Below are 25099 nucleotides of genomic sequence, written 5' to 3' on the forward strand. Positions count from 1 at the left end.
TGGATCTACTGCAAGCCGTTTATCGTTTTTCTAATAGCTGTCAAATCGGTCAACAATTTTTTCATTAGCCCTAAATCTAGCATATTGGCACCATCACTTTTTGCATTAGCGCAATCAAAATGTGTTTCTATAAAAAGACCATCTACCCCAGCTGCAATTCCTGCTCTTGCCATGGTACCTATTAATGAAGGTCTACCGCCCGTTACTCCTGAAGATTGGTTTGGTTGTTGTAACGAATGGGTTACATCCAGCACAACAGGAGCAAATTGTTTCATGGTGGGTACTCCTCTAAAATCAACGATCATATCTTGATAGCCGAACATGGTGCCACGATCGGTAATAATAGCTTGTTGGTTACCTGTTTCGGTAACTTTATTAACCGCGTGTTTCATGCTTTCCGGACTCATGAATTGTCCTTTTTTGATGTTCACGGTTTTTCCTGTATTCGCAGCAGCAACTACTAAATCCGTTTGTCGGGCTAAAAAAGCAGGAATTTGTAATACATCTACGTATTCAGCAGCCATAACAGCATCTTGTTCCGTATGAATATCGGTAACCGTAGGTACTTGAAAAGTTTCAGAAACTTTCCTTAATATCCTTAAAGCTTTTTCATCCCCAATACCTGTAAAAGAGTCAAGCCTACTTCTATTTGCTTTTTTGAAACTGCCTTTAAATACATATGGAATTTTTAAATCGCTGGTAATTGTTACGACATGTTCTGCAATGCGCAGCGCCATATCTTCACCTTCTATGGCACAAGGGCCAGCAAGTAAAAAAAAGTTATTGCTATCAGTATGTTTTATTTGAGGAATTAAGGATAAGTCCATTCGTCGAAAATTTTTGAGCAAAGATACTATTTTATGGGGCTAACTGTTGTCTTTACATAAGATTGTATAAAAACCAAATCTACATGTATCTTAAACAATGCCTATCCTTGTTTTTACTGCTGTTACTCATTTGCCAAGCCAATGCCCAATTCGGCAAAAATTGTGAATTGAGACAAATGAAAGTCAATCTATTAAACCCTGGTTTTGAGTATGAAATGGCACTAGGAACCAATACTACTTTTGATTTAAAAGTAGGTATGCAAGTAGGTTTAGATCCTTTAAAAGCTAATGTTTACGAGGAATTAGGTTTTTTTCCTGCCGTTGCCGGTCAGTATCGGTATTACTATAACTTTGAAAAAAGGCAACAAAATAGAAGGCAGATTTATGGTAACTCAGCAAATTATGTGGCTCCAGCCGTTGCGGCTTTTTTTCCGGGTTCTAGAACAATTGGTGGTGAAGAGGTAAAAGGCGCTTTCGGTTATGCGGGTTTGGTAACAGGTTTACAGCGCAGCTATAATTCAGGATTCAATTTTTCTGTGGATGTTGGTGCGGCTTATTACACGGGGCAGTTTGAAGATGGAATTTATCCGGTGGCTAATTTGAGTATCGGTTGGATACTTAGCGAAAAACGATGGTGTGTAGGGCGTTAGTATGTGTTTTTTATTGCGAATAAGTCGAGTTGTTTTTTTCTTACAAATTGTTTAGAAAAAAATGAATTTTAGGCTTGATATTTGATGATTGTTCAGGAGTACTTAACACCTGAGTCAACTTATGAAAAACACTGGAATCCTACTCGTTCTTTTTACGTTTACAATTTTTACGAATGCGCAGAACCAAAATAATGTTGAAGACCATCAAGTACAATTGGGTTTGCCTATGCCTGCCATTCTATACGAAAAGGCACTGGGCCGGAATACAACCGCTACCATGGAGTTTGTTACGGGCTTTGGTCTGAGGGGCTGTAGTGGTTGTGATACCGACTTTGGTATTTATCCGGTTCTTAGGGGGCAGCTCCGCTATTATTACAATATGGACCGGCGGTTGGATAAGGGTAAAAATATCTCGGGCAATTCGGGAAACTATATCGCCATACTGTTGGCCTATCAAGATAAAAATCCCCTGATCGGCAATTTGATGTTGTCGGAAAGTGTTTTGGGCGTTGGTCCGGTCTATGGTTTGCAACGCACCTATAGACGTGGTTTCTTCTACCGTTTGGAAGGTGGTGTGGGCTATTCACAAACTCAAGATGACGGTGGTTTTGCATTGCTTTTGGCGGCACGTGTGGGTTGGGCGTTTGGAAAACGGCGTTGATCGGCATTCCACTTTTTTACACCCCCTTTTTACCTTGAAAAGGGCAGTGCCTAAAGCTTCTGAGCCTATTTGGGGTGAACTTGCTAGAAATCAACAAGATAAAAATAACATAAGTTTGTGTTATCCGCAGAAAAATAGCAGTATCTTTGCACGCTCAAAATAGCGGCGGACTGCTATTAAATAATTACATATGTCAATAACTAAAAACATTGCGATCATCGCACACGTAGACCACGGTAAAACAACCTTGGTAGATAAAATTATGTATCACTGTCAATTGTTTCGCGAGAACCAAAATACAGGAGACCTAATTTTGGATAATAACGATTTGGAACGCGAACGTGGTATTACCATTACTTCAAAGAACGTTTCCGTAGTTTATAAAGGTACCAAGATCAATATAATCGATACCCCTGGTCACGCCGATTTTGGTGGTGAAGTAGAGCGTGTTCTCAACATGGCCGATGGTGTGCTATTGTTGGTAGATGCTTTTGAAGGTCCTATGCCCCAAACGCGTTTTGTATTGCAAAAGGCTATTGACCTAGGTCTGAAACCTTGTGTGGTAATCAATAAAGTAGATAAAGAAAACTGTACCCCGGAAGAAGTTCACGAAAAGGTATTTGATCTTATGTTCGAATTGGGTGCGGAAGAATGGCAGTTAGATTTCCCTACCGTTTACGGTTCGGCAAAGAATAACTGGATGAGTGACGATTGGCAGAATGAGACTGAAAACATCGAGCCGCTTCTAGATATGGTCATTGAGCATATTCCTACCTTTGAACCGAAAGAGGGTAATACACAAATGTTGATTACTTCTTTGGATTTCTCTTCCTTTACGGGCCGTATCGCCATCGGAAGATTACAAAGGGGGAGCTTGAAGGAAGGACAGCAAATTGCCCTGGTTAAAAGGGATGGGTCTATCGTAAAATCAAAAATAAAAGAGCTTTTTACCTTTGAAGGCCTAGGAAGGCTTAAGGTTCAGGAAGTCGTTACCGGTGATATCTGTGCGATTACAGGTATTGAAGGTTTTGAAATCGGTGATACCGTTGCCGATATAGAAAACCCTGAAGGGTTAAAGACCATTGCTATCGATGAGCCAACGATGAGTATGTTGTTTACCATTAACGACAGCCCATTTTTTGGTAAGGATGGTAAATTCGTAACTTCAAGACATATCAAGGAGCGCTTGGAGCGTGAACTTGAAAAGAACTTGGCCTTGCGTGTCAACGAGACCGATAGTGCCGATAAATTTTTGGTTTTCGGTCGAGGGGTATTGCACCTTTCCGTATTGATCGAGACTATGCGTCGTGAAGGTTACGAACTTCAAATCGGTCAGCCACAGGTTATCATTAAAGAAATCGATGGTGTTAAATGTGAGCCGGTAGAATCGTTGACCATCGACTTGCCCGAAGAAGTATCGGGCAGGGCCGTTGAAATGGTTTCCATAAGAAAGGGTGAGATGACCAGTATGGAAGCGAAAGGCGAACGTATGATCTGTGAGTTCTTGATTCCTTCAAGAGGTATCATCGGTCTTCGTAACCAATTGTTGACCGCTACTGCGGGTGAAGCTATTATGGCCCACCGATTTTTGGAGTACCAACCGATGAAAGGTGATATTCCACAACGTCAGAACGGTTCCTTGGTTTCTATGGAGAACGGAAAAGCTATTCCTTATTCTATCGATAAGCTTCAGGATCGTGGTAAGTTTTTCGTCGATCCGGGTGAAGATATTTACGAAGGACAGGTTATTGGTGAAAATTCCCGTGGTGATGATATGACGGTGAACATTACAAAGACCAAAAAACTTTCCAACGTACGTTCATCAGGTGCGGACGATAAAGCTAAGATTGTTCCTGCTATCAAATTCTCATTGGAGGAGGCCTTGGAATATATTCAGAAAGATGAGTATGTTGAGGTAACACCGAACTTCCTGCGACTCAGAAAGATATATCTGAAGGAAGTTGATCGGAAAAGAAATAAAATTGCATAATATGAAAGCCCTGAATTGTTGTTCAGGGCTTTTTTTTTACCTTTTTTGAAAGGAGGGGTAAATTTGGGCGACTATAGCTTTTAATCTAAAATAATGTCTATGAAATTAAATGTTCGAATAGCAGGATTTTTATTGGCGGGCCTTTTATTATCGGCCTGTAACGAGAAACCGAAGGCCAAGAAGGAAGTGGTGGATACGGCCAAGGAAGAAAAGGTAGTCGATTATACCATACCCGAGGCTTGGATCAACAAGCGCGTGGAAAAGGCTAAGGCCAAACTTGAAAAAACAGATGCGGGCAAAGTGGTCTGGGCAGCTATGGAAGCTCATGGCGGACTCAAAAACTGGTACGGTAACGGGGCTTTGGCCTTTCGTTTTAATTACCAGCCCTTAGACGGGAGTACACAACGCGACAGTTATCAGGTGGTAGATGTATGGCGCAATAAGGCCGTGCACACCAGTGCCGTCGATAGTACCGCAAAATTCGGTTGGGATGGGGCCACCGCTTGGGTGCAGGCCAAAGATTCTACGGCCTTTGCCTATGATACCCGATTTTGGGCACTGACTCCCCTTTACCTTTTCGGACATCCGTTTGTCTTGGATGGAGAGGGAGTACACCTAGAGTTACTGCCCGAAACAAAGTATAAGAACAAAGTGAACGAGGTGGTAAAAGTAACTTTTGCCGAAGGTACGGGAGATGCTCCGGATGATTATTACATTCTACAGTTCGATAAAGAAACACATTTGTTGACGGCCAATCGCTATATCGTTTCCTATCCGGCCTATTTTAAGGATGGTGGGCACAACCCTGAAAAATTCATGGAAGTAGGGGAGTTGGTCAATGTAAGCGGGGTATTGTTGCCTAAGGAACTCAAAACCCATTGGACGGTTAAAGGGGGTATGCCCGGCGAATATATCACTCAAATCGATATCACCGATATTCATTTTGTAAAGGATATCGACAAGGACTTCTTCGAGGTTCCGGAAGATGCAAAAATTATAAAAGGCCTTTGATCAAGGCCTTTTTTTTTGTCTAATAGGGTTGTGCGTTTTAGTGTTTGGGCACCGTATGAAAGGCTGCGGCAGCCGCACCTATAATACCGGCATGGTTCTGTAGCTCCGCAGGAATGACCGGAGTTTCTATGGTTATGCACTCCTTGAACTGGTCAAAATCTTTAGATGCGCCCCCACCGATAAGAATGGTGTCGGGAGCTACCAGCAATTCAACATATTTTAAGAACTTGTTGAAACGCTTTCCCCATTTTTTATAGGATAGTCCTTCTCGGTCTTTGGCGGATCCTGCGGCCCAAAGCTCTATTTTTTTGTATTTTTTATAAGGAATTTGTCCTAGTTCAAAATTAGGGATCAACCTGCCGTCTAAAAAAGCACCGCTACCAAGGCCGGTACCAATGGTGATCATAATGACCAAGCCTTGCATGCCTTTTCCTATACCGTAGTTCATACAGGCATAGCCTGCAATATCGGCATCGTTTACTACGGTAAAATCCAATCCGGTTTTTTCTTCGAAGAGTTTTTCAACATTGACGTTCAACCAACTTTTATGAAGGTTTCCAGGGGATTTACAGATTCCTTTTTTGATTACGGTCGGAAAACCGCAACCTACTTTTCCTTTGTAATCGAAATGGGCTACGATTTGAGCGATAACGTTGGCCATGTCTTCGGGCTTGCGTCCGACAGGCGTAGGTATACGATGGCGTTCAGAAACCAATTTGCCGGTTTCTATGTTCACTAAGGCACCTTTTATGCCCGAACCACCTACATCTATACCAAGAACTTCCATTATTTGTTTTTTTAGATTATTTGGGGGCAAAGTAACAAAAAGTTTTGAGAGTAATCGAAGGATCGGGCCGTGTAACCGATTTATTCGGAAGCATTGTACAGTCCGGTATCGCCTTTGTTCAAAAGCGGCATCAATTCTTTTACGGTATTGGGCTTTTTATCGGCTATATTTTTGTTCTCTATGGCATTGCCCTTGTGATGGTCATATAGTTCAATGACAGGTTGGTCCTTTCTAAAATACTTGGTCAGCCTATAATCTTTGGTACGCATCGAAATCCCGTTTCTGAAATAGCTGTAGGCTACCTCTTCGGTATCGGGAATATTATATTTTATGTGCTTTTCAAAACTTTCGCCATCGGTCGGTTTTATTTGGTCGATACCGCACATATCCAAAAGGGTAGGGTAAATGTCCACACTTTCGACAATGGCACGTACTTTTTTCGCTTTGTGTTGAGGTAGGGGGGAGTTAATGATGAGCGTGCTCTTCAGGGCGTTTTCAAAAAGCGTGTGTTTGCCCCAAACCCGCTGGTCTCCCAAATGCCAACCGTGGTCGCCCCAGATAACGATAATGGTATTTTTGTCGAGTTCCAGGGCTTTCAATTCTTGATAGAGTTTGCCGATTTGGGCATCGATGTAGCTGATAGAAGCTAGGTAGCCGTGTCTCAGTTTTCGGGCATAGGCATCCGATACCTGTGTATCGAGGCCTGCCTTTTCTTCGCCAAGGGCGTATTGGTTGAACTCGCCACTGCCATGCAGGCTTTTTAAGTTGACGTTTTCAGGGATATCCGGATTTGGGGATAAGGGAATTTTATTTTCATCATAAAGGTCCCAATATTTTTTGGGGGCATTAAAAGGAAGGTGGGGCTTGAAAAAACCTACGCCCATAAAAAAGGGTTGGCCCTTCTTTTTTAATTCCTTCAATTTTGAAATGGCAAGATCGGCCGTTAGACCATCGGGATAGCCCTGGTCATCGGTTTCACCGGCTTCGTAAGGCTTTACCTGTTTTTTTAGGCTTTGCCTGTTCTCTCCGTTCGCATAGGCAAAAAAGGAATTCCAGCCGGTTTTCCATTTGCCCGGGTTAAAAAGAAGTTCGCTCCAGCTATGGGGAAGTTCCCTCTGCTCTGAGGGTTGCGCTTCGTAGCCGTAAACGAGTCCGTCTGCCGAATGGCTGATCTTCCCGATTCCTACGGTATGGTATCCGTCTTGTTTGAATCTATGGATAAAAGTTTCCGGAGTCTCTTTTTCAGGTTGTCCTGAAATTTCCTCAACAATGGAATTATTCGATAGGTGGATGGGTTTTGAAGGGCGCATACCCGTAAGTATAGCGTGCCTTGATGCGCCACAGGTAGGTACTTGAACATAGTGATTGGTAAATAGGGCCCCGGTTTTGGCCAAGGCATCTATATGGGGCGATTTTACATAGTGTTTTCCGTAGGCACCCAGTTCGGTGCGGAGGTCATCTACGCAGATGAACAATACATTGGGTCTGTCTTGGGTTTGGGCCGATAGGTGGTTGGAAAGGCCCAATACGAGATACAGGGCGGTAAAATATCTGAACATTAGAACGGGTTTGGTGAATGCGAACTAAAGATACAGATTTTAGGCAAGCTCACCGTTCTGGTGCAGAATATCAAAGATCAATTGGTCTACCTCACTCAATTGATGTTTGTCCTCATAGCTTAGCCAAGCTATTTGGTTGGTTTTTGGGTCGGTATAAGGTTCGCCTTTGTATTGGGCGGTATAGCAGGTCATTCGCGATAAAATACCCGGTTTCTTGCCTTTGGCTTGGGCTTCGAAGATTCCAACGAATTGCATAGAGGGCATGTCAATTTCTATATTGAGGATGCGCTTGGTGTTCTTGGCTAGGGTTAGGGCGTCGGTCTCGCCTATGGTGCGTATTCCTTTGGGAATAAAATAAAAGTCCTCGTCCGCCTTTTTTAAGCAAAGTATCTGTCCGTCTTCAATATGTATCCACCCCAGATGGTCTATTATATTTTCGGAAGGCTCAACATAATAGTCGATGGAGTTCAGGGAGTGGTTGGGGTCTATGGTATCGAGAATTTTGTCGATGAGTTTTCCGGGAGCGGTGAGGGTGCCCAACTTTTTGTTACGGCCCAAGGCACTCGAAATGGTTTCGTCCCTATTGCCGAATTTATAGCCGTTCTCATTCGTCCAAAGAAGGTTCAGAACATGTTGCATCATAACATTGCCCAGTTGGTCAATGGAAATGGCAATTTTCAATAAGTATTCGCCAATGCCTTTTGCCCCTCGGGTGAACAGGCTGTGAAATATACCGTATATAAAGCCGATCGGACCGGTAATGAAAAGTAAAATAATGGAAATCAGGAAGAGCAGTGCCCCGATAAAAGGGTTCGTTGGCTTATCGGGTCTGTAGGTTTGCTTTTTTAAAATCATGATGTAGGCTTGTGGCCGCCAAAACGGCTAATCTTTAATTCGGTTTTAAATATACCGGTTTCGGTGGATTACAGCATGTTTTATAAGCGGTTCTCAGTAGTTAAGTCTTAATTTTAAGGGAAGGTGGTCGGAACAGCCCTTGGGTACATAGTTGGGCTTTTTGGATTTGTATTGAAAGGATCTAGGCCTCCCACTAGACGTTGCCAAAGTACGGTCGTCGATGATATCGAAGGTGTCTATGTCAGCGCTAATTCCATTGCCTGACAAGAATCCGCGGCTTACTACGAGCTGGTCTAACATTTGATAGCGGTTGGCGAACACCGTGCCGTCGAACAATCCGCTTAAAAAATAAGTACCCGTATTTCCCGATGACGATTTGTTGAGGAGGGTAGTGCTGAGGTTGTACAAAAAAGTCTCCCTACTCCGATACTGATAGGTGTGTACAAATTTGTCAAAATCATTGGTGGCCCCCTTTACCTTGTCGAGGTCCCTAGAAGCTTTTAAATGCTGTACCACACTACGGTCAAAAGGTTCGTCGTTAAAATCGCCCACTACGAGCACCTTTCCTTCCCATTTGGCTTGAACGGCGGCCAGGTCGTTGTTGGCCTGGAGCGTTTCATAGGTCGTTGAATCTACCTTGGTATGGGCTTCCACCAAAAAAGCGATATGCTCGGCCACGGCAATACGTAAGGGTTCCGAATGATATTGTCCCCTACTTCGCGAAGGCCAGTGAGAGGCAATGACCACAAATTCTTCGTTTGTGGCATTGATTTTAAAGACCACTTCAAAAATATCACGGGTACGGTACCTCAGGTGAACGAGATGTGAGGTTCTTGAGACTACCGTAAGTTTATCTGGGTTATAGGCCATGGCCACATCAATGCCTCTGAGGTCACTTGTTCCCGAGGCATCGAATACCACTTTGAGGTGGTTCATGCCGGCTTCGTCGAGCAAACTTTGTAGTAGGGTATCCTTTTCTATTTCGCAAACGGTCAACAGGTCGATCTGTTCATTGGGCCAGATGAGATTTAATCCTTCGGCCAGGCGCTCTTTTTTGATGTCGAAGACAGCATCGGTCCAACCTTCTGCAGGCGTAAAACTAAAATCGTTCGAAATCGGGTCGTCATCGGTATCGAAAAAGTTCTGAAGGTTCCACCAGGCGAAATTGATATGGGGCATAACATTTAGGTTTTAGAAAGTAAATTAGCAAATGGCCATGCCCCGCACCCTAAGGATGCCAAAAGCAGACTTCTTTCCTAAAGTTATGAAAACAGGGGGCCTCGTACCCTGTAGTTTTGTAAGGATATGGTGATTTTATGTGTAGTTGGTAGACGGGGCTATACGGCTCGCTGTACGACCTCGAAGATTTTATTCCCGTCGCACTTCAGGGTTTTGGACGGATATTTTAGAATTAGGGCATAATCGTGCGTGGCCATCAAAATGGAACGGCCCGATTTATGGATTTCCTGCAATACTTTCATGACCTCTACGCTGGTCTGTGGATCTAGGTTTCCGGTAGGTTCGTCGGCCAAGATAAGCTCGGGATCGTTTAATAGGGCCCTGGCGATGGCCACACGTTGTTGCTCCCCGCCCGACAGCTGGTGGGGAAACTTGAAGCCTTTGGTCTTCATACCTACTTTGTTGAGTACCTCCTCGATCTTTTGGTTCATTTTATGGGAGTCTTTCCAGCCTGTGGCCTTGAGTACAAAATGAAGGTTTTTGTTGATATTCCTATCGGGCAACAGTTTAAAGTCTTGAAAGACGATGCCTATCTTGCGCCGCAGGTACGGAATTTCTTTTTCGCGCAATTTGGTGAGGTCGAAACCAACGATGCTTCCAGTGCCTTGTTTCAGGGGAAGGTCACCGTAGAGGGTCTTCATAAAGCTGCTTTTTCCGCTTCCTGTCTTTCCTATCAAATAAACGAATTCGCCCTTTCTTACATCAAGGGTCACTTCGTTCAGTACAAGACTGTCCTTTTGAAAAATAGCTGCATCCTTAAGCTCTAAAATCGTTTCTGACATATGTAGGGGTACCGGTTTTTAAGTTTAATTTTGTTAATCAATCGTTAAAGGGTCTTATCGTGCCTTTCAAATCTCGAACTTTGATTTTTTAACGTTGATATAAAAGTAATAAGTTAATCACGAACCTATGTCAGTCGTTGCCAAAATCTTTTTCTTTGGTCTGTTTTTTGATGTGGCTTTAGATCAATTGATGGGGTATGCTTAAATCAGGGGAAAACAGAAGCATCGCATACTTAGATGCAATATTCAACGTTATTAATTTAATTAACGGTAATACATATTTCTAGTTAGAACACTATGCTAAAAAAAATCACCGCTTTTATCCCTGCTTTTCTGGGAATGGTTTCTATGGGAGTCGCCCAAGAAACTAAAATTTACACTCACGATCAAAAAGAATATCAAGATGCCCTGGCGCTCTACAACAATGAGCAATACCAAGCGGCACAATCTATCTTTGCAAAGGTCAAGGAAAATACCGATAACCTAGAGACCAAGGCTAACAGTGCCTATTATGAGGCCAATGCGGCGGTGCGTTTGAACCAGCTCGGGGCCGATAGGTTGATGGAAGATTTCGTGGCCAATTATCCTACCTCCACAAAAAGGAACTCTGCTTATGTGGATGTGGCCGAGTATTATTTTGAAACTGGAAAATATCCGTATGCCCTGAAATGGTACAATAAGGTCGATCAAGGGGCGCTGTCCCGAAAAGAGATGGACAAGTTCAATTTCAATTATGGGTATTCCCTTTTTTCCTCCGGAAAACAAAAACAGGCTGAAAGCTATCTTCAGAAAGTTGAAAATTCACCCGTCTACGGATCTCAGGCCAAGTATTACATGGGGTATATAGCCTATCAGCAAGATGATTACGATACGGCCAACCAACGTTTTGACCAGATTCAAGATCCTGAAATTCTTGAGGAAAAGATGGATTATTATCAGGCCGATATGAACTTTAAGCTGGGCAAGTTCGATCAGGCCATTGCTTTGGCAAAGAAACAAATGGCCAAGGGCGACCGTAAGGAAAAATCGGAACTCAGCAAGATCATAGGGGAGAGTTATTTTAATTTAAAGGACTATGCCAGTGCAGTCCCCTACCTTGAGGATTACAAAGGAAAAAAAGGAAAATGGAGCAATACCGATTACTACCTTTTGGGATATTCATACTACAAGCAGGGCGACTATGCCAATGCGGTACAACAGTTCAATAAAATCATAGGGGGTACCAACAGTGTTTCCCAAAACGCCTACTACCACTTGGCGGAGTGTTATTTAAAATTAGATAAAAAACAGGAAGCCCTCAATGCGTTTAGAAACGCTTCCCAAATGGATTTCTCGCAAGAGATCCAAAAGGATGCCTATTTGAACTATGCCCGTTTGAGTTATGAAGTGGGAAATGCCTATGAGCCCGTTCCCCAAGTTATTACCGATTATTTGGATAAATATCCCGACAGTGCCCACAGGGAAGAGATGCAAGAGCTTTTGGTAGACTCGTATATTACTTCCAAGAACTTTGCGGGGGCGATGGAGCTGCTTGAGAAAAATAAAAACTACGCCAGCAAGGCTACCTATCAAAAAGTAGCGTATTACCGTGGTATAGAATTGTTCATGAACGGTGATTACCAAGCTGCGGCCGAGAACTTAGGAAAATCATTGGCGAGTGCCGAAGACAATCTTTTTAGGGCCAAGGCCAATTATTGGAAAGCCGAGGCGGAGTATGCCCTCAATAACTATGGCGATGCCTTGGTAGACTATATCCAATTTCAACAAAATCCGGCGGCGAAATCGACCGAAGAATATAAGGAGCTCGATTATAATTTGGCATACACCTACTTCAAGTTGAAGGATTATGGTAATGCCATATCGTACTTCGGTAATTTTACGAGTACGGGATCCAAGGATACACAGAAACTATATGATGGTTACTTGCGTTTAGGCGATAGTTATTTCGTAACGAGTAAATATTGGCCGGCCATTGAAACCTACAACAAGGCCCTTTCCCTATCCGGACCGGAAAAAGATTATGCTGCGTACCAAAAAGGGATCAGCTATGGTTTTGTAGATCGACGCGATACCAAGATCGAAGAGTTGCGAAGGTTTGTTTCGGCCTATCCGAAATCAAGCTTGAAGGATGATGCCCTCTTTGAGTTGGCCAATACCTTGATCTCTACGGGGCAGGAACAGCAGGGACTTCAGACCTACCAACGTTTGATCAACGAATACAAGGGGAGCTCGTTGGTGCCACAGGCCATGATGCGCCAAGGTTTGGTTCATTATAACGCCAACCGAAACGAACAGGCCTTGACCGAATTTAAGTCCGTTGTACATAACTTTCCCAATACCCAAGAAGCGATTCAGGCCGTGGCCACCGCTAAGTTGATCTATGTAGATTTAGGTCGGGTAGATGAGTATGGCGAATGGGTACAAAAACTCGATTTTGTTGAGGTGAGCGATAGTGAACTCGATAATGCCACTTTTGAGTCTGCCGATAAACAGAATATGGAAGGCAAAAAAGATGCGGCCATAAAAGGCTATGAAAGCTATATCAAACAATTCCCTAACGGTTTGCATTCGGTTAAGGCCAACTTTAATCTGGCCCAACTCTATTTTGCAAAGGGCGAAAAGGAGAAGGCATTACCTTACTACATTTTCGTTGCCGATAAATTGGGCAGTGAGTTTGCAGAGCAGTCCTTGACCAGGGTTTGTGAAATCTATATCGGAAAACAAGACTATGCAACGGCATTGCCTTATCTACAGCGTTTGGAAAGCCAAGCCGACATTCAGCAGAACCGAACCTTTGCCCAGTCGAACCTTATGAAGGGCTACTACGAGCAAAAGGATTACGATAAAACTTTAGACTATGCGGAAAAGGTTTTGGCCACGCCGATCATCGATAACCGCATCAAAAGTGATGCACAGATCATGATAGCGCGTTCGGCCATTGCCACGGGCGATGAGGGCAAGGCTGAACAGGCCTACGCCGATGTGTTGAAAATAGCCTCGGGGGCGACGGCGGCCGAAGCACTTTATTACGATGCCTATTTTAAGAGCAAGGCCCAAGATTATGAGAACTCGAACATATCCGTCCAGAAATTGGCGAAAGACTATTCGGGCTATAAGGAATGGGGTGGAAAAGGCTTGATTATTATGGCCAAGAACTTCTATGCCTTGGGAGATGCATATCAGGCGACCTATATTTTAGACAGCGTAATCGGCAACTTCGGCCAGTATGCTGAAATTGTGTCGGAGGCCAAAAGTGAATTATCGATCATCAAAGCCAAGGAGGCCAAGAGCAATTCATCAGTGAGAACCGATTGAAATTGAAAATAGATTTAACACGATTGAAAATTGAATTTGAACGGGGCCTTATAGAACCGGTTTCGTTTTACAGGTGTAAATTCAAAAAAGAACACAGAATGCACAAACATATAAAGCTTAGCCTTATTTTTCTTACCGGTGTCTTTCAATTTGCCATAGCGCAAGAAGAGGAAAAAGACGATATAGGTACTGAAACCGTTACCGTTACCAAGGCCTATACGCCAACGATCAACGATGCCTTTAAAATCAAGACCATGCCCAATCTCAATGATTCCATCGTCTTGCAAAAGAAAAAGATAAACTATAGTATTTTTTCGGTTCCGGTGGCTTCGACCTTTACCCCGGCCAAGGGTAAGGCTTCTGCCGTAAAGAAAACCCCGCCGCCCGTATTGTACAATTCATATGCTTCGGCCGGTGTGGGCAACCCTGCCAATTTAATGGGAAAGTTTTACACCAGTAGGACTATCGACCGCGAGTCTGGTTACACATTGGGCTTGGGGCATAATTCTTCCCGTGGCGATATTGATGGTGTGGCCCTAGACAATATTTATTCGAATACTGAATTGGATGCCAGTTATACCAAACGCGATAGCGATTTTGATTGGGGCGTGAACATTGGGGCGCAGCATCAATTGTACAATTGGTACGGTATTCCCGATGCTACTTTTACCAAAGAAGAGGTAGAGGCCATCGATGAACGTCAAAATTATTATATGGCCGAAGCATCGGGGCACATTAATGTCGAGGATTCGTACTTTGAAAATGCAAAACTAGAGTACCGAAGGTTTTGGGATGCCGTGAAATCCGGTGAAAACAGGGCCGTTCTCAAAACGGGCTTTTCATTTCCCGTGGCCGAGGAAAACCTAGGAATCAAAGCTAAGGTCGATTATGTGAGCGGTAGTTTCGAAAATTCCAGTCTTAATAATCCCGTCAATACGCCCGGAATAGATTACAGTAACCTCCAAGTAGGTATTAGCCCGAGCTTGGCATTGGCCAACGAGGATTTTTCCTTGAACCTAGGGGTGAACCTTGTGTATGGCCTTGATATGGAAAACAGCGATGGTAATTTTTATATCTATCCCGCGGTTACCGCATCGTACAGATTGTTGGATGATATGGCCATATTGTATGGTGGGGTAGAGGGAGATTTGATGCAAAACTCCTATTTTGGTTTTGTGGAAGACAACCCCTACGTGTCGCCAAGTTTGACCATTGTTCCTACCGATAAGCAGTATGATGCCTATGTAGGTCTAAAAGGCCAGATTTTGCCTAATTTGAGCTATAACGCAAAACTGAGTTATACTACCGAAAACAGAAAGGCGCTCTATAAACTCAACCCTAGAAACGATGCAAGAACGGATGAAAAAGGATACTACTACAGTAACTCGTTCGAGGTGTTCTATGATGATGTCAAGACCATTGGGGCTTTTGGGGAATTGAATGTTGATGTGAACCGTAACTTTACCTTGGGGGTCAATGTAGAATACTTTAATTATAACACCGAAACCGATAACCCCGCTTGGAACTTGCCCAATCTCACCAGTTCGCTGTTTATGGATTATCAAATCGGCGAAAAATGGTATGCAGGTGCAAACTTGTTTTATGTAGGCGAAAGGGATGATGTCGCTACCATTGCTACGGCCAGTGGCAACCCTGCCGACTTTTTCGCGACCCCTATCACATTAGATGGATATTTTGATGCGAATTTTCACGTCGGATACCGATGGAACGACCAACTTTCCTTCTTCTTGAAGGTGGCGAATATTGCCAATAATAATTACCAGCGTTGGGCGAACTATCCCGTTCAGGGATTGCAGGTTATGGGCGGATTGACCTATAAATTCGATTTGTAATCCGTTTGTGAAATGGGGTAAAGTGTATTCGACCGATTTTTTTTAGGCTCTCGTCTATGGACCGCTTTGGTTCATACCAGATTAGCTACTTTTGGTAGTATTGCTTAAAGAAAATTGAACATGCTCCGCAACCACTTCAGTAAATCGATAGCTCCGTACGCTATTTCGGCTTTTTCTAATTTTTCCTTTAAAAGGAAAGTGGCCCGTTTGGGTAGTCTGGCTTTGGTGGTGGTGCTTGCCGCTTGTGGCTCCGATGATACGACGACTACTTCCGATATCGATACCGATGGCGATGGTATTTCGGATCAAAATGAACTTCTCGACGGCAGTAGTAAGAGCAATCCTTGTGATCCCGAACAGGGAGCGGGTTATACGGGTTACGATGCCAATAATAGTATTTGGTTGAGTGGCGATTGTGATACTGATGGAATTACGAATGCCGATGAACTGGCCAATGGTACGGATCCCTATGTGAACGAAATTACCGATAGCGATGGTGATGGGGTTCTTGATTTTCAGGAAGACCTTGACGGAACCGATAAAAACGACCCTTGTGATCCCGTGCAAAATGAAGATTATACCGGTTACAATGCGGCACATGCCATATGGAAGAATGCCGACTGCGATAATGATGGTGTAAATAACGGTGATGAGGCTACGTCGGGTAGCAATCCCTACTTGTACGATACGGTATATGCCGTTGCCGATTTTCTTCCGACCTTGGCTGACTTAAAAATATTTAGGGGCAACCCAGCGGATTTGATTCCCAATAATACTTCATACGAATACAGCTTGAGTACGCCGCTGTATACCGATTACGCCCAGAAATTCCGGACCATATCGCTTCCTGAAGGGGGGCAAATGACCTACAATGGGGAGGGCCTTTTGGTATTTCCGGATAGTACCGTAATCAGTAAGACCTTCTTCTATTATAATGATGAAAGAGACCCATCCCTAGGAAAAAAAATAATTGAAACGCGTGTATTGATCAAGGTCAATGGTGCTTGGAGCATGGGTAATTACCTATGGAACGAAGACCAGACCGAAGCTGTTTTAAGTGTTGAGGCCCCCACGGTACAAATAAGTTGGATCGATAGTGCGGGAGCGAACCAATCCGTAGGGTATACGGTGCCGTTTTCGGTCAATTGTACCCAGTGTCATGGCCTGAACAGTATTACTGTGCCTATTGGTCCGAAAGCGAGAAATTTGAACTTTGTTTACAAGGGTAAAAACCAACTACAGAATTTTATTGATAAAGGCCTGCTTTCTGGGGCACCTTCGGTTACGGAAATCGAAAGGCTTCCCGATTGGATCGATGATTCTTTTACGCTTGAGGAGCGTGCCAAGGCGTATATGGACGTCAATTGTGCACATTGCCACCAGCCAGGGGGATACCATCCCTCAAATGAGGGACTTCGACCTGATCTGAGATATGAGGCCTCCTATGCGGAAAGCCATATCGAAGATTTCAAAGAAGATATCCGGTCCCGTGTGGGAACCGATCCCGGTTATGGTCCGTCAATGCCGCTTGTAGGGGTTTCCGAATTGCATACGGAAGGCGTAGACCTCATACAGGCCTATATAGACTCATTGGACTAAAATAGCTTTGTCGCTTGCCGTGTATGGGCAACGTATTTTTGGGACGTCTAAATCCACTACTTTTTATTTTTCTATTTTAGGGTGGATTTAAATGCGCTAAAATGGCCCGATTTTCAGTAAGGCAGATGATTTTTCTTTGGCTTGGGGTGTGTATTTCGCTCCCTGTACGGTCGCAAAATTTGGTTCCTAATCCAAGTTTTGAAAGCTTTCTGCACTGCCCAGGCCACCTCGGTAACTTTAGTACGGATGTAGAAGGTTGGTCAACGCCCACTGCCGGCTCCACCGATTATTTTAATAGCTGTAGCCTAGAAATGGGGACCCCTAAGAACTTTAATGGGGTGCAACCTGCAAACTTCGGAAAAGGTTATGCCGGACTTTATTTGTTCGCGCCCGATGACTACAGGGAATATTTTCAGGTCGAATTGACCGAGACCTTGCGCAAAGGGACTAGGTATCAGGTCTCCTTCTATGTGAGCCTGGCCGAACGTTCCGATTTTGCCGTCAAGGAATTCGGGGTGCTTTTCTCGAACAACAAAATAGCGCTTCCTATAAAAAAGGAACTTTCTAAAAAACGCTTGTACCAGCAAAAGAACAACGTCTATAACTATCTCGAAATTGGCTATTCCAATTTTTATTCCGATACCCAAGATTGGGTATTGGTGCATACACGGTTTGAGGCAAAAGGCTCCGAGAAGTACTTGGTCATGGGGAACTTTAAGGATAATTCCCGAACTCGACTTTTTCAGACGAAGCGAAATGCCAAACAAGGGGCGTATTACTATGTCGATATGGTAGAAGTTGTGGAAGACCAAAGCGATGAGGTAAAAGCGGATGCCCCTATTGTGGGTAGGGCATCAAAACCTTTTGAACTGGATAAGACCCATGTCTTTGAAGACGTACTCTTTACCTTTGATAAGGCTACCTTGCTTGAAACGGCCAAGGTAGAGGTGGATAGAATTTATTCCTTCCTATCTGAACATAAAAATTTGAATATTTCAATAAATGGCTACACCGATACCGTGGGAAACGAAAAATACAATCGATCTTTGTCGGAAAGGCGTGCCAAGGCAGTGGCCGATTACCTCCTTCGGTTGGGACTCGAAAAAAATCGGGTGGCTTGGAAGGGGCATGGGGGTAAGCGGCCCATTGCCAGTAACGCTACGGCCCAAGGGAGGAAACGGAACAGAAGGGTCGAATTTGTTATCAGCGGCCCCAAGCCTTGATTTATACTTTTTTTCTAATAATCGGAATAGTCGGTGGGGTAGAGCAGCATAATATCGGCCTTGCTCACATTGTTCTGATATTTTGGTTCTGCCTTTAGTTTTAGCCATTTTTCAGCGGTTCTAAAAGCGTCCCAATGGGCATCCCTTGATTCCATATCCTTGAAAGTGGTCATGTACATAAGGTTGGGCATACGGTCGCCCGACAGAACTTCGGCATAAAACACGGCATTGAAGCCCAAAGATTCGAAAAGTTCCACTTCCCCTCCGGCATTGAACATATCCACCTTGTTTTGATATAAGGCCTCGGTAGCCGATTCGTAGCTCCTTAGTTCATATACCCGTTCTTTTTTGGGGCCGGTGATTTCTGTCGCCTTCATCGTCGGCATTTTGGAAAAGGCCTTCATTAAGGTAGAGGAGATACGTTCGTATGGTGCGTTGTCGTGGGAGGCATTTATGTAGTTGGCACCTGCCGAGATATAGCTTTTGTCTTGGGCGATCATAGCGTCTAAGGTCAAAAATTGCTCAAGGGAATCAAAAGGTATCAGTACATATATTTTATGATCGGAACCTTCTTTGTTGGGAATAGGTTTGAAGGCCCCTACGTTTTCGATTCCGCTTCTCTTCAAGGCGGGCAAGTAGGCTTCTTTTAAATATTGGTCGACTACTTTTTCTTGATGGCTGTCCTTTAGAAAATAGGTTTTTAATTGATAAAATTGGAGGTCTTGCCCTTGGGCCTGCTCTGAAAAGGCAAACACAAAAATTAAAATGGTCGTTACAAAAAATGTGTTTACCGATTTTTTCATGATGGAGGTGTATATGGTGTTGAATGTACCAAATCTAACAAAGAACCCCTTTAAAACCTAATTAAGGACAAGATGAGGGGCAATTCGTTTACGCCCTTCTTTCGATGTGGCATTGTCTCGTTTTTTTGAAAGAATCGATGTATCTTGCAATAAAGAAAATGAATATGGATTTAAATCTTGCGGTACTTATAGATGGTGATAATATTCCTTCGGCCTATGTTAAGGAAATGATGGAGGAAATTGCCAAATACGGAAACCCCACGATAAAACGTATTTACGGGGATTGGACGAACCCACGTCTTGGAAAGTGGAAAAACGTGCTTTTGGAAAATGCCATAACCCCCATTCAACAGTATGGCTATACCCAAGGCAAAAACGCCACCGATTCGGCTATGATCATTGACGCCATGGATATTTTGTATTCGGGCAAGGTCAATGGTTTCTGTCTCGTGAGCAGTGATAGCGATTTTACGCGTTTGGCTACGCGATTGCGCGAAGCGGGAATGCAGGTTTTTGGTATTGGGGAAAAGAAAACCCCCAATCCCTTTATTGTGGCCTGTGATAAGTTTATCTACATAGAGATCCTTAAAAAGGATGAAGAGGAAGAAGATAACGCCGTCAGTGCCAAAAATCAAAAAACGGCAAAGAGTAATGTCGATAGGATAACGGCCAAGGAAATACGCTTGATCGCCTCTACCATAGACGATGTGGCCGATGATGATGGCTGGGCCTTTTTGGGCGATGTGGGCAGTCTTTTGCAGAAAAAACAACCGAATTTCGATTCGAGAAACTATGGTTTTCAAAAGTTGACCCCATTGATAAGCTCCATAAAATCAATAGAAGTGGAGCGACGCGAAGATTCCAAAGGGCGTAAAAAACTCATTTACGTGAAAATGGCCGAAAAGCCTAAATCGCGATCTGCAAAATAATAAGGACCATATGTTCGTTTTAGTTAGATAAGCCCGTTTTAGAATGGGGCCTAACGAAATTCATCCATGGAAGATATGAGAATTATAAAAAAAAATCTGTTTGCCCTATTGGCCGGTGCTATGCTTGTACCTACCTTAAGTGTGGCCCATCCTACAATTGTTGACGAAGCGATGGAAATCATGGTTTCTTCGGTGCAAGAAAATGGAATTTACGGTAGATGGGGATATACCGCAGAAAGTGCTCCTGAACAATATCGTAGGGGAGGACTCGCCATTTTTGAGGAAAACGGACAGAACAAGGTAGTGGTCAAGTTTGAGGAAGCCGATGTTTTTGGTCAAAATGTGAAGGTGTCGGGAAATACCATTCGTTTTAAGTTCACTTATGAAGGTGCTACTTTTGATGTGGAACTCACCGTAAAAGGAGATACCTTGACCGGTAACTATACTTCCCCTGATGGCACGTATAGCATAAAGGCCGATAGGTTGAAAGTGATGTAAGTTCTCTCGAATTTTAAGTGACCTAGGAGTAAACCGAATAATGTGTACATTTAGAGGGTTAAAACACACTGGGTTATGAAAAATATATTGCTTTTGGTATGTCTATGTCTTCTGGCGTTCCAACCTGCCAAGGATAAAGTGGATTTAATTGTTGTCAATGCCAATGTCTATACGGTAGATAGTGGATTTACCAAGGCCGAAGCCTTTGCCGTGCAAAACGGAAAATTCATAGCCGTAGGAACTTCTGCGGAAATCCAAGCAAAATATACATCCGATAATATAGTAAATGCCCAAGGGAAAACGATAACTCCCGGGCTTATTGATGCCCATTGTCATTTTTTCGGATTAGGGCAAAAACAACAGGTGGTCGATTTGACCGGTACCAAGAGCTATAATGAGGTGCTTGAAAGCGTCAAGGCCTTTCAGGAAAGCCAGCCGAAAGATTTTATTCTAGGGAGTGGATGGGACCAAAATGATTGGGAAGTAAAGGAATTTCCGACCAAGGAAAAACTAGATGCCCTGTTTCCCGATACCCCTGTGGCCTTAGTACGAATCGATGGGCACGCGCTCTTGGTCAACCAAAAGGCATTGGATAGGGCGGGCATTGGTGTTGATACCAAGGTCGAAGGCGGTGAAATTGTTAAACAAGACGGGAAGTTGACAGGTGTGTTGGTCGACAACCCTATGGATATGGTCTATGCCGTAATCCCCGGTGGGGATCGGGCCAGCCAAACCAAGGCCCTAAAAGACGCCGAACGTATTTGTTTGGATTATGGTCTTACCACGGTAAACGATGCGGGACTTGATCGGTCGACTATAGAACTCATCGACAGTCTTCATCAGACCGGAGACCTGTCCATTCGGGTATATGCTATGGTAGGCGCATGGGAAAGTAACTTAGAGTACTATCTAAAACGCAAACCCTATAAGACCGAACGTTTGAATGTGCGCTCGGTAAAAGTATATGGTGATGGGGCCTTGGGCTCGAGGGGTGCCGCTTTGCGGGAACCTTACTCCGATATGCCCGGTCATTTTGGGGCCATGGTTACACCGGTGTCCCAAATAGAGGATCTTGCCCAATCTATTGCCAAAACCGATTTCCAGATGAACACCCATGCTATTGGCGATTCGGCCAACGTGGTGGTTTTAAGGGCTTATGAAAAAGCGCTGAAAGGCCAGAAAAATAGGCGCTGGAAGGTAGAACACGCACAGATTATATCTCCTGAAAATTTCGATTATTTTAAGAACGGCATTATTCCTTCCGTACAACCTACGCACGCTACCAGTGATATGTACTGGGCTAAGGATAGAATTGGGGAGGAACGCGAAAAAGGGGCGTATGCCTATAAGACCTTGTTGGATAAAGCGGGAACCATTGCCCTAGGTACCGATTTTCCCGTGGAACAGGTGAATCCCCTTCTTACCTTCTATGCTGCGGTGGCCCGAAAAGATTTGGAGGATTACCCCAAGGGGGGCTATCGGATAAAAGAAGCCTTGACCCGAGAGGAAACCCTAAAGGGAATGACCCTATGGGCGGCCTACTCCAACTTTGAGGAAGATGAGAAGGGTAGTGTAGAAGTGGGGAAGTTTGCCGATTTTGTCGTCTATAGCGATAATCTTATGGAAGTACCCATAGAAAAAGTACCGGAAATCAAGGTGGAACAGACCTTTGTGAACGGAAAACGACTACATTAAAAACAAAAAAGCCGAAGTAATTTACTTCGGCTTTTCTTATTATAGGGTTCAGGTGCAATTACATTTTTGCTGCGGCGATCGGAACGGCCACTCGGATTTTGTCCCAGCCCATTACCATTTCAAAACCAGCTCCCGCTTCTTTGAAGGCGATGGAGAATTCTTCCAAGGAATTCGAATCTTTCGAACTAGGTGCCTTAACACGTGCAACATCGGCACTTTCATCATACGAATAGGAACCCCATTGATTCAAGTTTTTGTTCAAAATAACGGTCCATTCGCTTTCCCCGGGTATGGTAAAGATGGAATAAGATCCCGCTTTGATTTGTTTTCCGCCAAAAACTACGTCGGTGTAGAAGGTGATTTCCGCTGCTTCATTGGCACCGGTGCGCCATACTTTTCCTGCAGGGGCAAGTTCAGATAGCGAACGACCCTTTAGCTGTGGGCGGCTGTAGATGATACGTACCGTTTTTTCGGAAACCTTGTAATCGGTAGGGTAAGAAGCCATATCCATCGGGCTTTTGTCCAACCCACTGAATTTCTGTGCGATAGCATCGGTTGAAACGGTCATCGTAAGGGCCATAAAGGCTACAAAAAGTGCTTTTTTCATAATTGTGTTTGTTTTGTGATAAATCTAATTAGTATTCAAGGTAAAATCAATTAAAAAGTCGTTAAAATTGGTAGTACTTACAGAAAAGATGATTTTTAAAGGAAATCGGCCAAAAGAATAATATAATTGAGTTGAAATGTATTTTTGTGTGTTAATATGAAATCATTAGTGGTGTTTGTGTTTTATAAATGAAAGTTTAGTTGCATTTTTGCTTTCAAATTAGAAATAAACAAAGCGTTATGTGTGGAATTGTATGTGCATTTGATTTAAAGGAAAGTTCAGATGTTTTAAGGCCCCAGTTGTTGGAGATGTCTAAGAAAATTCGTCACCGTGGCCCGGACTGGAGTGGTATTTACGCAGATGAGAAGGCCATATTGGCCCATGAGCGTCTGGCCATTGTTGATCCAGCTTCAGGTAAGCAACCCTTGTTCAGTGAAGATAATAAATTGGTTTTGGCCGCTAACGGCGAAATCTATAACCATAGGGAATTGCGAAAGCAATTCGACGGAAAGTATAATTTTCAGACCGAATCCGATTGTGAGGTGATTTTGGCCCTTTACCAAGAAAAGGGAGCCGATTTCCTTGATGAGATGAACGGTATATTTGGTTTTGCCATCTACGACACCGAGAACGATTCTTATTTTGTGGCCCGTGACCATATGGGAATTATTCCATTGTATATCGGATGGGATCAGAACGGTACTTTCTATGTAGCTTCGGAATTGAAAGCTTTGGAAGGCACCTGCACCAAAATAGAACTCTTTCCTCCAGGACATTATTTGAGCAGTGAAGATGGGGAGTTCAAAAGATGGTATTCAAGGGACTGGATGGAGTACGATGCCGTAAAGGAAAATGAAACAAGCATTCAAGAGATCAAGGAAGCCTTGGAAGCGGCGGTACACCGTCAGTTAATGTCCGATGTGCCTTATGGTGTGTTGTTGTCGGGGGGGCTTGATTCCTCGGTTACTTCGGCCATTGCCAAAAAATACGCTCAGAAACGTATCGAGTCCGGTGACACTACCGATGCTTGGTGGCCTCAGTTGCATTCGTTCTCCGTAGGTCTTGAAGGTTCCCCTGACTTGGCGGCCGCCCAAAAAGTGGCGGACCATATCGGTACGGTACACCACGAGATCAAATTTACCATTCAAGAAGGCTTAGATGCTATCAAGGATGTGGTCTATAACTTAGAGACCTATGACATAACTACCATTAGGGCCTCTACACCTATGTACCTTATGGCTAGGGTAATCAAGTCTATGGGGATAAAAATGGTGCTTTCCGGCGAAGGGGCCGATGAACTTTTCGGAGGATACCTTTACTTTCACAAGGCGCCGAACGACAAAGAATTTCATGAGGAAACGGTACGTAAGCTAAGCAAATTGCATATGTACGATTGTCTCCGTGCCAACAAATCGCTTGCGGCATGGGGTATTGAGGGCCGTGTGCCCTTCTTGGACAAAGAATTTATAGATGTAGCCATGCGTATCAACCCTAAAGACAAGATGATCAATGGCGAACGTATGGAGAAATGGGTGGTGAGAAAGGCTTTTGAGGATATGCTTCCCGAAAGCGTGGCATGGCGTCAAAAAGAACAGTTTTCAGACGGTGTAGGGTACAGTTGGATCGATACCTTAAAGGAAATCGTGAACGAAGAAGTGACCGATGAACAATTGGCCAACGCCAAGTTCCGTTTCCCTGTCCAAACCCCGACTTCGAAAGAGGAATTCTACTACCGTTCTATTTTTGAATCGCACTTTCCATCCGATGCAGCTGCCCTATGTGTTCCTCAGGAAGCCTCGGTGGCCTGTAGCACGCAAATTGCCCTTGAGTGGGATGAAGCTTTTAAAAACATGAACGATCCATCCGGTAGGGCCGTGGCAAACGTTCACGATGACGCCTATTAGAAGGGATTAGAACAATAATCGTTTAATTAGCTAGGAAATCGACCTGCTGCGCTATAAATGCCGGCAGGTCTTTTTATTTACGGTTATATGTCCGGCAGGGACAGATCTTGGTCTAAGGGGCGCAAAAGATGAGGCCTGTGGGGAGTGTTCGAAACCTTCATTTCTTCGGTTTTAATCAGGGAAACATAGGCTTTAGAACCATATAGTTCAAGGCGGTTTTCCCTAATTGTAATTTTCCACAATCTTTGTTGATAACTTAGGGGTTATAACTGTGTCATAACCCTATATTCTATGGGGTTTTGCGTATATTTG

20 protein-coding genes are annotated in these 25099 nt (G+C 43.8%); 12 read left to right on the forward strand and 8 right to left on the reverse strand.

The window, feature by feature from the left end:
• Positions 1 to 5: 5 nt before the first annotated feature.
• Positions 6 to 827 (reverse strand): 3-deoxy-8-phosphooctulonate synthase, encoded by an 822-nt coding sequence (kdsA, locus tag ZOBGAL_RS12895; protein WP_013994070.1) that lies wholly within the window; start codon positions 825 to 827, stop codon positions 6 to 8.
• Between the two features lie 83 nt (positions 828 to 910).
• Here kdsA and ZOBGAL_RS12900 point away from each other — a divergent pair, with 83 nt between their 5' ends.
• From ZOBGAL_RS12900 to ZOBGAL_RS12915, 4 genes are all read left to right on the forward strand, one after another.
• A complete protein-coding gene (locus ZOBGAL_RS12900; RefSeq protein ID WP_013994071.1) occupies positions 911 to 1477 on the forward strand; it encodes a DUF3575 domain-containing protein in 567 nt (188 codons plus the stop codon).
• Between the two features lie 121 nt (positions 1478 to 1598).
• Entirely contained in the window at positions 1599 to 2138 is a 540-nt protein-coding gene (locus tag ZOBGAL_RS12905) for a hypothetical protein (RefSeq protein ID WP_013994072.1), read from the forward strand.
• Positions 2139 to 2328: 190 nt separating this feature from the next.
• Positions 2329 to 4128, forward strand: a complete 1800-nt coding sequence (gene typA, locus ZOBGAL_RS12910; RefSeq protein WP_013994073.1) for a translational GTPase TypA — start codon at positions 2329 to 2331, stop codon at positions 4126 to 4128.
• Between the two features lie 99 nt (positions 4129 to 4227).
• Positions 4228 to 5139, forward strand: coding sequence for a hypothetical protein (locus tag ZOBGAL_RS12915; protein ID WP_046287487.1), 912 nt, complete (start codon positions 4228 to 4230; stop codon positions 5137 to 5139).
• 37 nt (positions 5140 to 5176) lie between these two features.
• Here ZOBGAL_RS12915 and ppgK read toward each other — a convergent pair whose 3' ends face one another.
• From ppgK to ZOBGAL_RS12940, 5 genes are all read right to left on the reverse strand, one after another.
• On the reverse strand, positions 5177 to 5926 hold the full coding sequence (gene ppgK, locus ZOBGAL_RS12920; protein WP_013994075.1) for a polyphosphate--glucose phosphotransferase: 750 nt from the start codon (positions 5924 to 5926) through the stop codon (positions 5177 to 5179).
• 80 nt (positions 5927 to 6006) lie between these two features.
• Positions 6007 to 7485 (reverse strand): sulfatase, encoded by a 1479-nt coding sequence (locus ZOBGAL_RS12925; RefSeq protein WP_013994076.1) that lies wholly within the window; start codon positions 7483 to 7485, stop codon positions 6007 to 6009.
• Positions 7486 to 7524: 39 nt separating this feature from the next.
• The gene (locus ZOBGAL_RS22720; protein WP_013994077.1) at positions 7525 to 8340 is read right to left on the reverse strand and encodes an NUDIX hydrolase; all 816 of its coding nucleotides are present in this window, start codon (positions 8338 to 8340) and stop codon (positions 7525 to 7527) included.
• Between the two features lie 93 nt (positions 8341 to 8433).
• Positions 8434 to 9519 (reverse strand): endonuclease/exonuclease/phosphatase family protein, encoded by a 1086-nt coding sequence (locus ZOBGAL_RS12935; protein ID WP_013994078.1) that lies wholly within the window; start codon positions 9517 to 9519, stop codon positions 8434 to 8436.
• 158 nt (positions 9520 to 9677) lie between these two features.
• Positions 9678 to 10361: a cell division ATP-binding protein FtsE gene (locus ZOBGAL_RS12940; protein WP_013994079.1), complete on the reverse strand. Its 684-nt coding sequence runs from the start codon at positions 10359 to 10361 to the stop codon at positions 9678 to 9680.
• Between the two features lie 297 nt (positions 10362 to 10658).
• On the opposite strand from ZOBGAL_RS12940, the gene ZOBGAL_RS12945 reads away from it, so the two are divergent.
• The 4 genes from ZOBGAL_RS12945 (at position 10659) to ZOBGAL_RS12960 (ending at position 18351) form a co-directional block, all read left to right on the forward strand.
• A complete protein-coding gene (locus tag ZOBGAL_RS12945; RefSeq protein ID WP_013994080.1) occupies positions 10659 to 13676 on the forward strand; it encodes a tetratricopeptide repeat protein in 3018 nt (1005 codons plus the stop codon).
• Positions 13677 to 13774: 98 nt separating this feature from the next.
• A complete protein-coding gene (locus tag ZOBGAL_RS12950; RefSeq protein ID WP_013994081.1) occupies positions 13775 to 15529 on the forward strand; it encodes a TonB-dependent receptor in 1755 nt (584 codons plus the stop codon).
• A gap of 120 nt (positions 15530 to 15649) precedes the next feature.
• The gene (locus tag ZOBGAL_RS22725) at positions 15650 to 17128 is read left to right on the forward strand and encodes a hypothetical protein (protein ID WP_052725549.1); all 1479 of its coding nucleotides are present in this window, start codon (positions 15650 to 15652) and stop codon (positions 17126 to 17128) included.
• A 101-nt stretch (positions 17129 to 17229) separates the two neighbouring features.
• Entirely contained in the window at positions 17230 to 18351 is a 1122-nt protein-coding gene (locus tag ZOBGAL_RS12960; protein WP_013994083.1) for an OmpA family protein, read from the forward strand.
• Between the two features lie 14 nt (positions 18352 to 18365).
• Here ZOBGAL_RS12960 and ZOBGAL_RS12965 read toward each other — a convergent pair whose 3' ends face one another.
• Complete coding sequence (locus ZOBGAL_RS12965) at positions 18366 to 19154, reverse strand: NIPSNAP family protein (RefSeq protein ID WP_013994084.1); 789 nt, start codon at positions 19152 to 19154, stop codon at positions 18366 to 18368.
• Positions 19155 to 19318: 164 nt separating this feature from the next.
• Between ZOBGAL_RS12965 and ZOBGAL_RS12970 the strand changes: the two genes are divergently transcribed.
• From ZOBGAL_RS12970 to ZOBGAL_RS12980, 3 genes are all read left to right on the forward strand, one after another.
• Entirely contained in the window at positions 19319 to 20083 is a 765-nt protein-coding gene (locus tag ZOBGAL_RS12970) for an NYN domain-containing protein (protein WP_046287927.1), read from the forward strand.
• 75 nt (positions 20084 to 20158) lie between these two features.
• On the forward strand, positions 20159 to 20581 hold the full coding sequence (locus ZOBGAL_RS12975) for a hypothetical protein (protein ID WP_148560709.1): 423 nt from the start codon (positions 20159 to 20161) through the stop codon (positions 20579 to 20581).
• Between the two features lie 75 nt (positions 20582 to 20656).
• Positions 20657 to 22276: an amidohydrolase gene (locus ZOBGAL_RS12980; RefSeq protein WP_013994087.1), complete on the forward strand. Its 1620-nt coding sequence runs from the start codon at positions 20657 to 20659 to the stop codon at positions 22274 to 22276.
• 58 nt (positions 22277 to 22334) lie between these two features.
• Here the strand turns inward: ZOBGAL_RS12980 and ZOBGAL_RS12985 are convergent, their stop codons facing one another.
• Positions 22335 to 22883, reverse strand: a complete 549-nt coding sequence (locus ZOBGAL_RS12985; protein ID WP_013994088.1) for a DUF2911 domain-containing protein — start codon at positions 22881 to 22883, stop codon at positions 22335 to 22337.
• A 239-nt stretch (positions 22884 to 23122) separates the two neighbouring features.
• Here ZOBGAL_RS12985 and asnB point away from each other — a divergent pair, with 239 nt between their 5' ends.
• Positions 23123 to 24787, forward strand: a complete 1665-nt coding sequence (gene asnB / locus ZOBGAL_RS12990; protein ID WP_013994089.1) for an asparagine synthase B — start codon at positions 23123 to 23125, stop codon at positions 24785 to 24787.
• Positions 24788 to 25099 lie beyond the last annotated feature (312 nt).

The sequence above is a fragment of the Zobellia galactanivorans genome (assembly GCF_000973105.1).
Lineage (GTDB): Bacteria > Bacteroidota > Bacteroidia > Flavobacteriales > Flavobacteriaceae > Zobellia > Zobellia galactanivorans.

Excerpts from the sequence above, each read along its gene's own strand:
- kdsA (WP_013994070.1), bottom strand. The coding sequence starts at position 827 with ATGGACTTATCCTTAATTCCTCAAATAAAACATACTGATAGCAATAAC.
- ZOBGAL_RS12900 (WP_013994071.1), top strand. The coding sequence starts at position 911 with ATGTATCTTAAACAATGCCTATCCTTGTTTTTACTGCTGTTACTCATT.
- ZOBGAL_RS12905 (WP_013994072.1), top strand. The coding sequence starts at position 1,599 with ATGAAAAACACTGGAATCCTACTCGTTCTTTTTACGTTTACAATTTTT.
- typA (WP_013994073.1), top strand. The coding sequence starts at position 2,329 with ATGTCAATAACTAAAAACATTGCGATCATCGCACACGTAGACCACGGT.
- ZOBGAL_RS12915 (WP_046287487.1), top strand. The coding sequence starts at position 4,228 with ATGAAATTAAATGTTCGAATAGCAGGATTTTTATTGGCGGGCCTTTTA.
- ppgK (WP_013994075.1), bottom strand. The coding sequence starts at position 5,926 with ATGGAAGTTCTTGGTATAGATGTAGGTGGTTCGGGCATAAAAGGTGCC.
- ZOBGAL_RS12925 (WP_013994076.1), bottom strand. The coding sequence starts at position 7,485 with ATGTTCAGATATTTTACCGCCCTGTATCTCGTATTGGGCCTTTCCAAC.
- ZOBGAL_RS22720 (WP_013994077.1), bottom strand. The coding sequence starts at position 8,340 with ATGATTTTAAAAAAGCAAACCTACAGACCCGATAAGCCAACGAACCCT.
- ZOBGAL_RS12935 (WP_013994078.1), bottom strand. The coding sequence starts at position 9,519 with ATGCCCCATATCAATTTCGCCTGGTGGAACCTTCAGAACTTTTTCGAT.
- ZOBGAL_RS12940 (WP_013994079.1), bottom strand. The coding sequence starts at position 10,361 with ATGTCAGAAACGATTTTAGAGCTTAAGGATGCAGCTATTTTTCAAAAG.
- ZOBGAL_RS12945 (WP_013994080.1), top strand. The coding sequence starts at position 10,659 with ATGCTAAAAAAAATCACCGCTTTTATCCCTGCTTTTCTGGGAATGGTT.
- ZOBGAL_RS12950 (WP_013994081.1), top strand. The coding sequence starts at position 13,775 with ATGCACAAACATATAAAGCTTAGCCTTATTTTTCTTACCGGTGTCTTT.
- ZOBGAL_RS22725 (WP_052725549.1), top strand. The coding sequence starts at position 15,650 with ATGCTCCGCAACCACTTCAGTAAATCGATAGCTCCGTACGCTATTTCG.
- ZOBGAL_RS12960 (WP_013994083.1), top strand. The coding sequence starts at position 17,230 with ATGGCCCGATTTTCAGTAAGGCAGATGATTTTTCTTTGGCTTGGGGTG.
- ZOBGAL_RS12965 (WP_013994084.1), bottom strand. The coding sequence starts at position 19,154 with ATGAAAAAATCGGTAAACACATTTTTTGTAACGACCATTTTAATTTTT.
- ZOBGAL_RS12970 (WP_046287927.1), top strand. The coding sequence starts at position 19,319 with ATGGATTTAAATCTTGCGGTACTTATAGATGGTGATAATATTCCTTCG.
- ZOBGAL_RS12975 (WP_148560709.1), top strand. The coding sequence starts at position 20,159 with ATGAGAATTATAAAAAAAAATCTGTTTGCCCTATTGGCCGGTGCTATG.
- ZOBGAL_RS12980 (WP_013994087.1), top strand. The coding sequence starts at position 20,657 with ATGAAAAATATATTGCTTTTGGTATGTCTATGTCTTCTGGCGTTCCAA.
- ZOBGAL_RS12985 (WP_013994088.1), bottom strand. The coding sequence starts at position 22,883 with ATGAAAAAAGCACTTTTTGTAGCCTTTATGGCCCTTACGATGACCGTT.
- asnB (WP_013994089.1), top strand. The coding sequence starts at position 23,123 with ATGTGTGGAATTGTATGTGCATTTGATTTAAAGGAAAGTTCAGATGTT.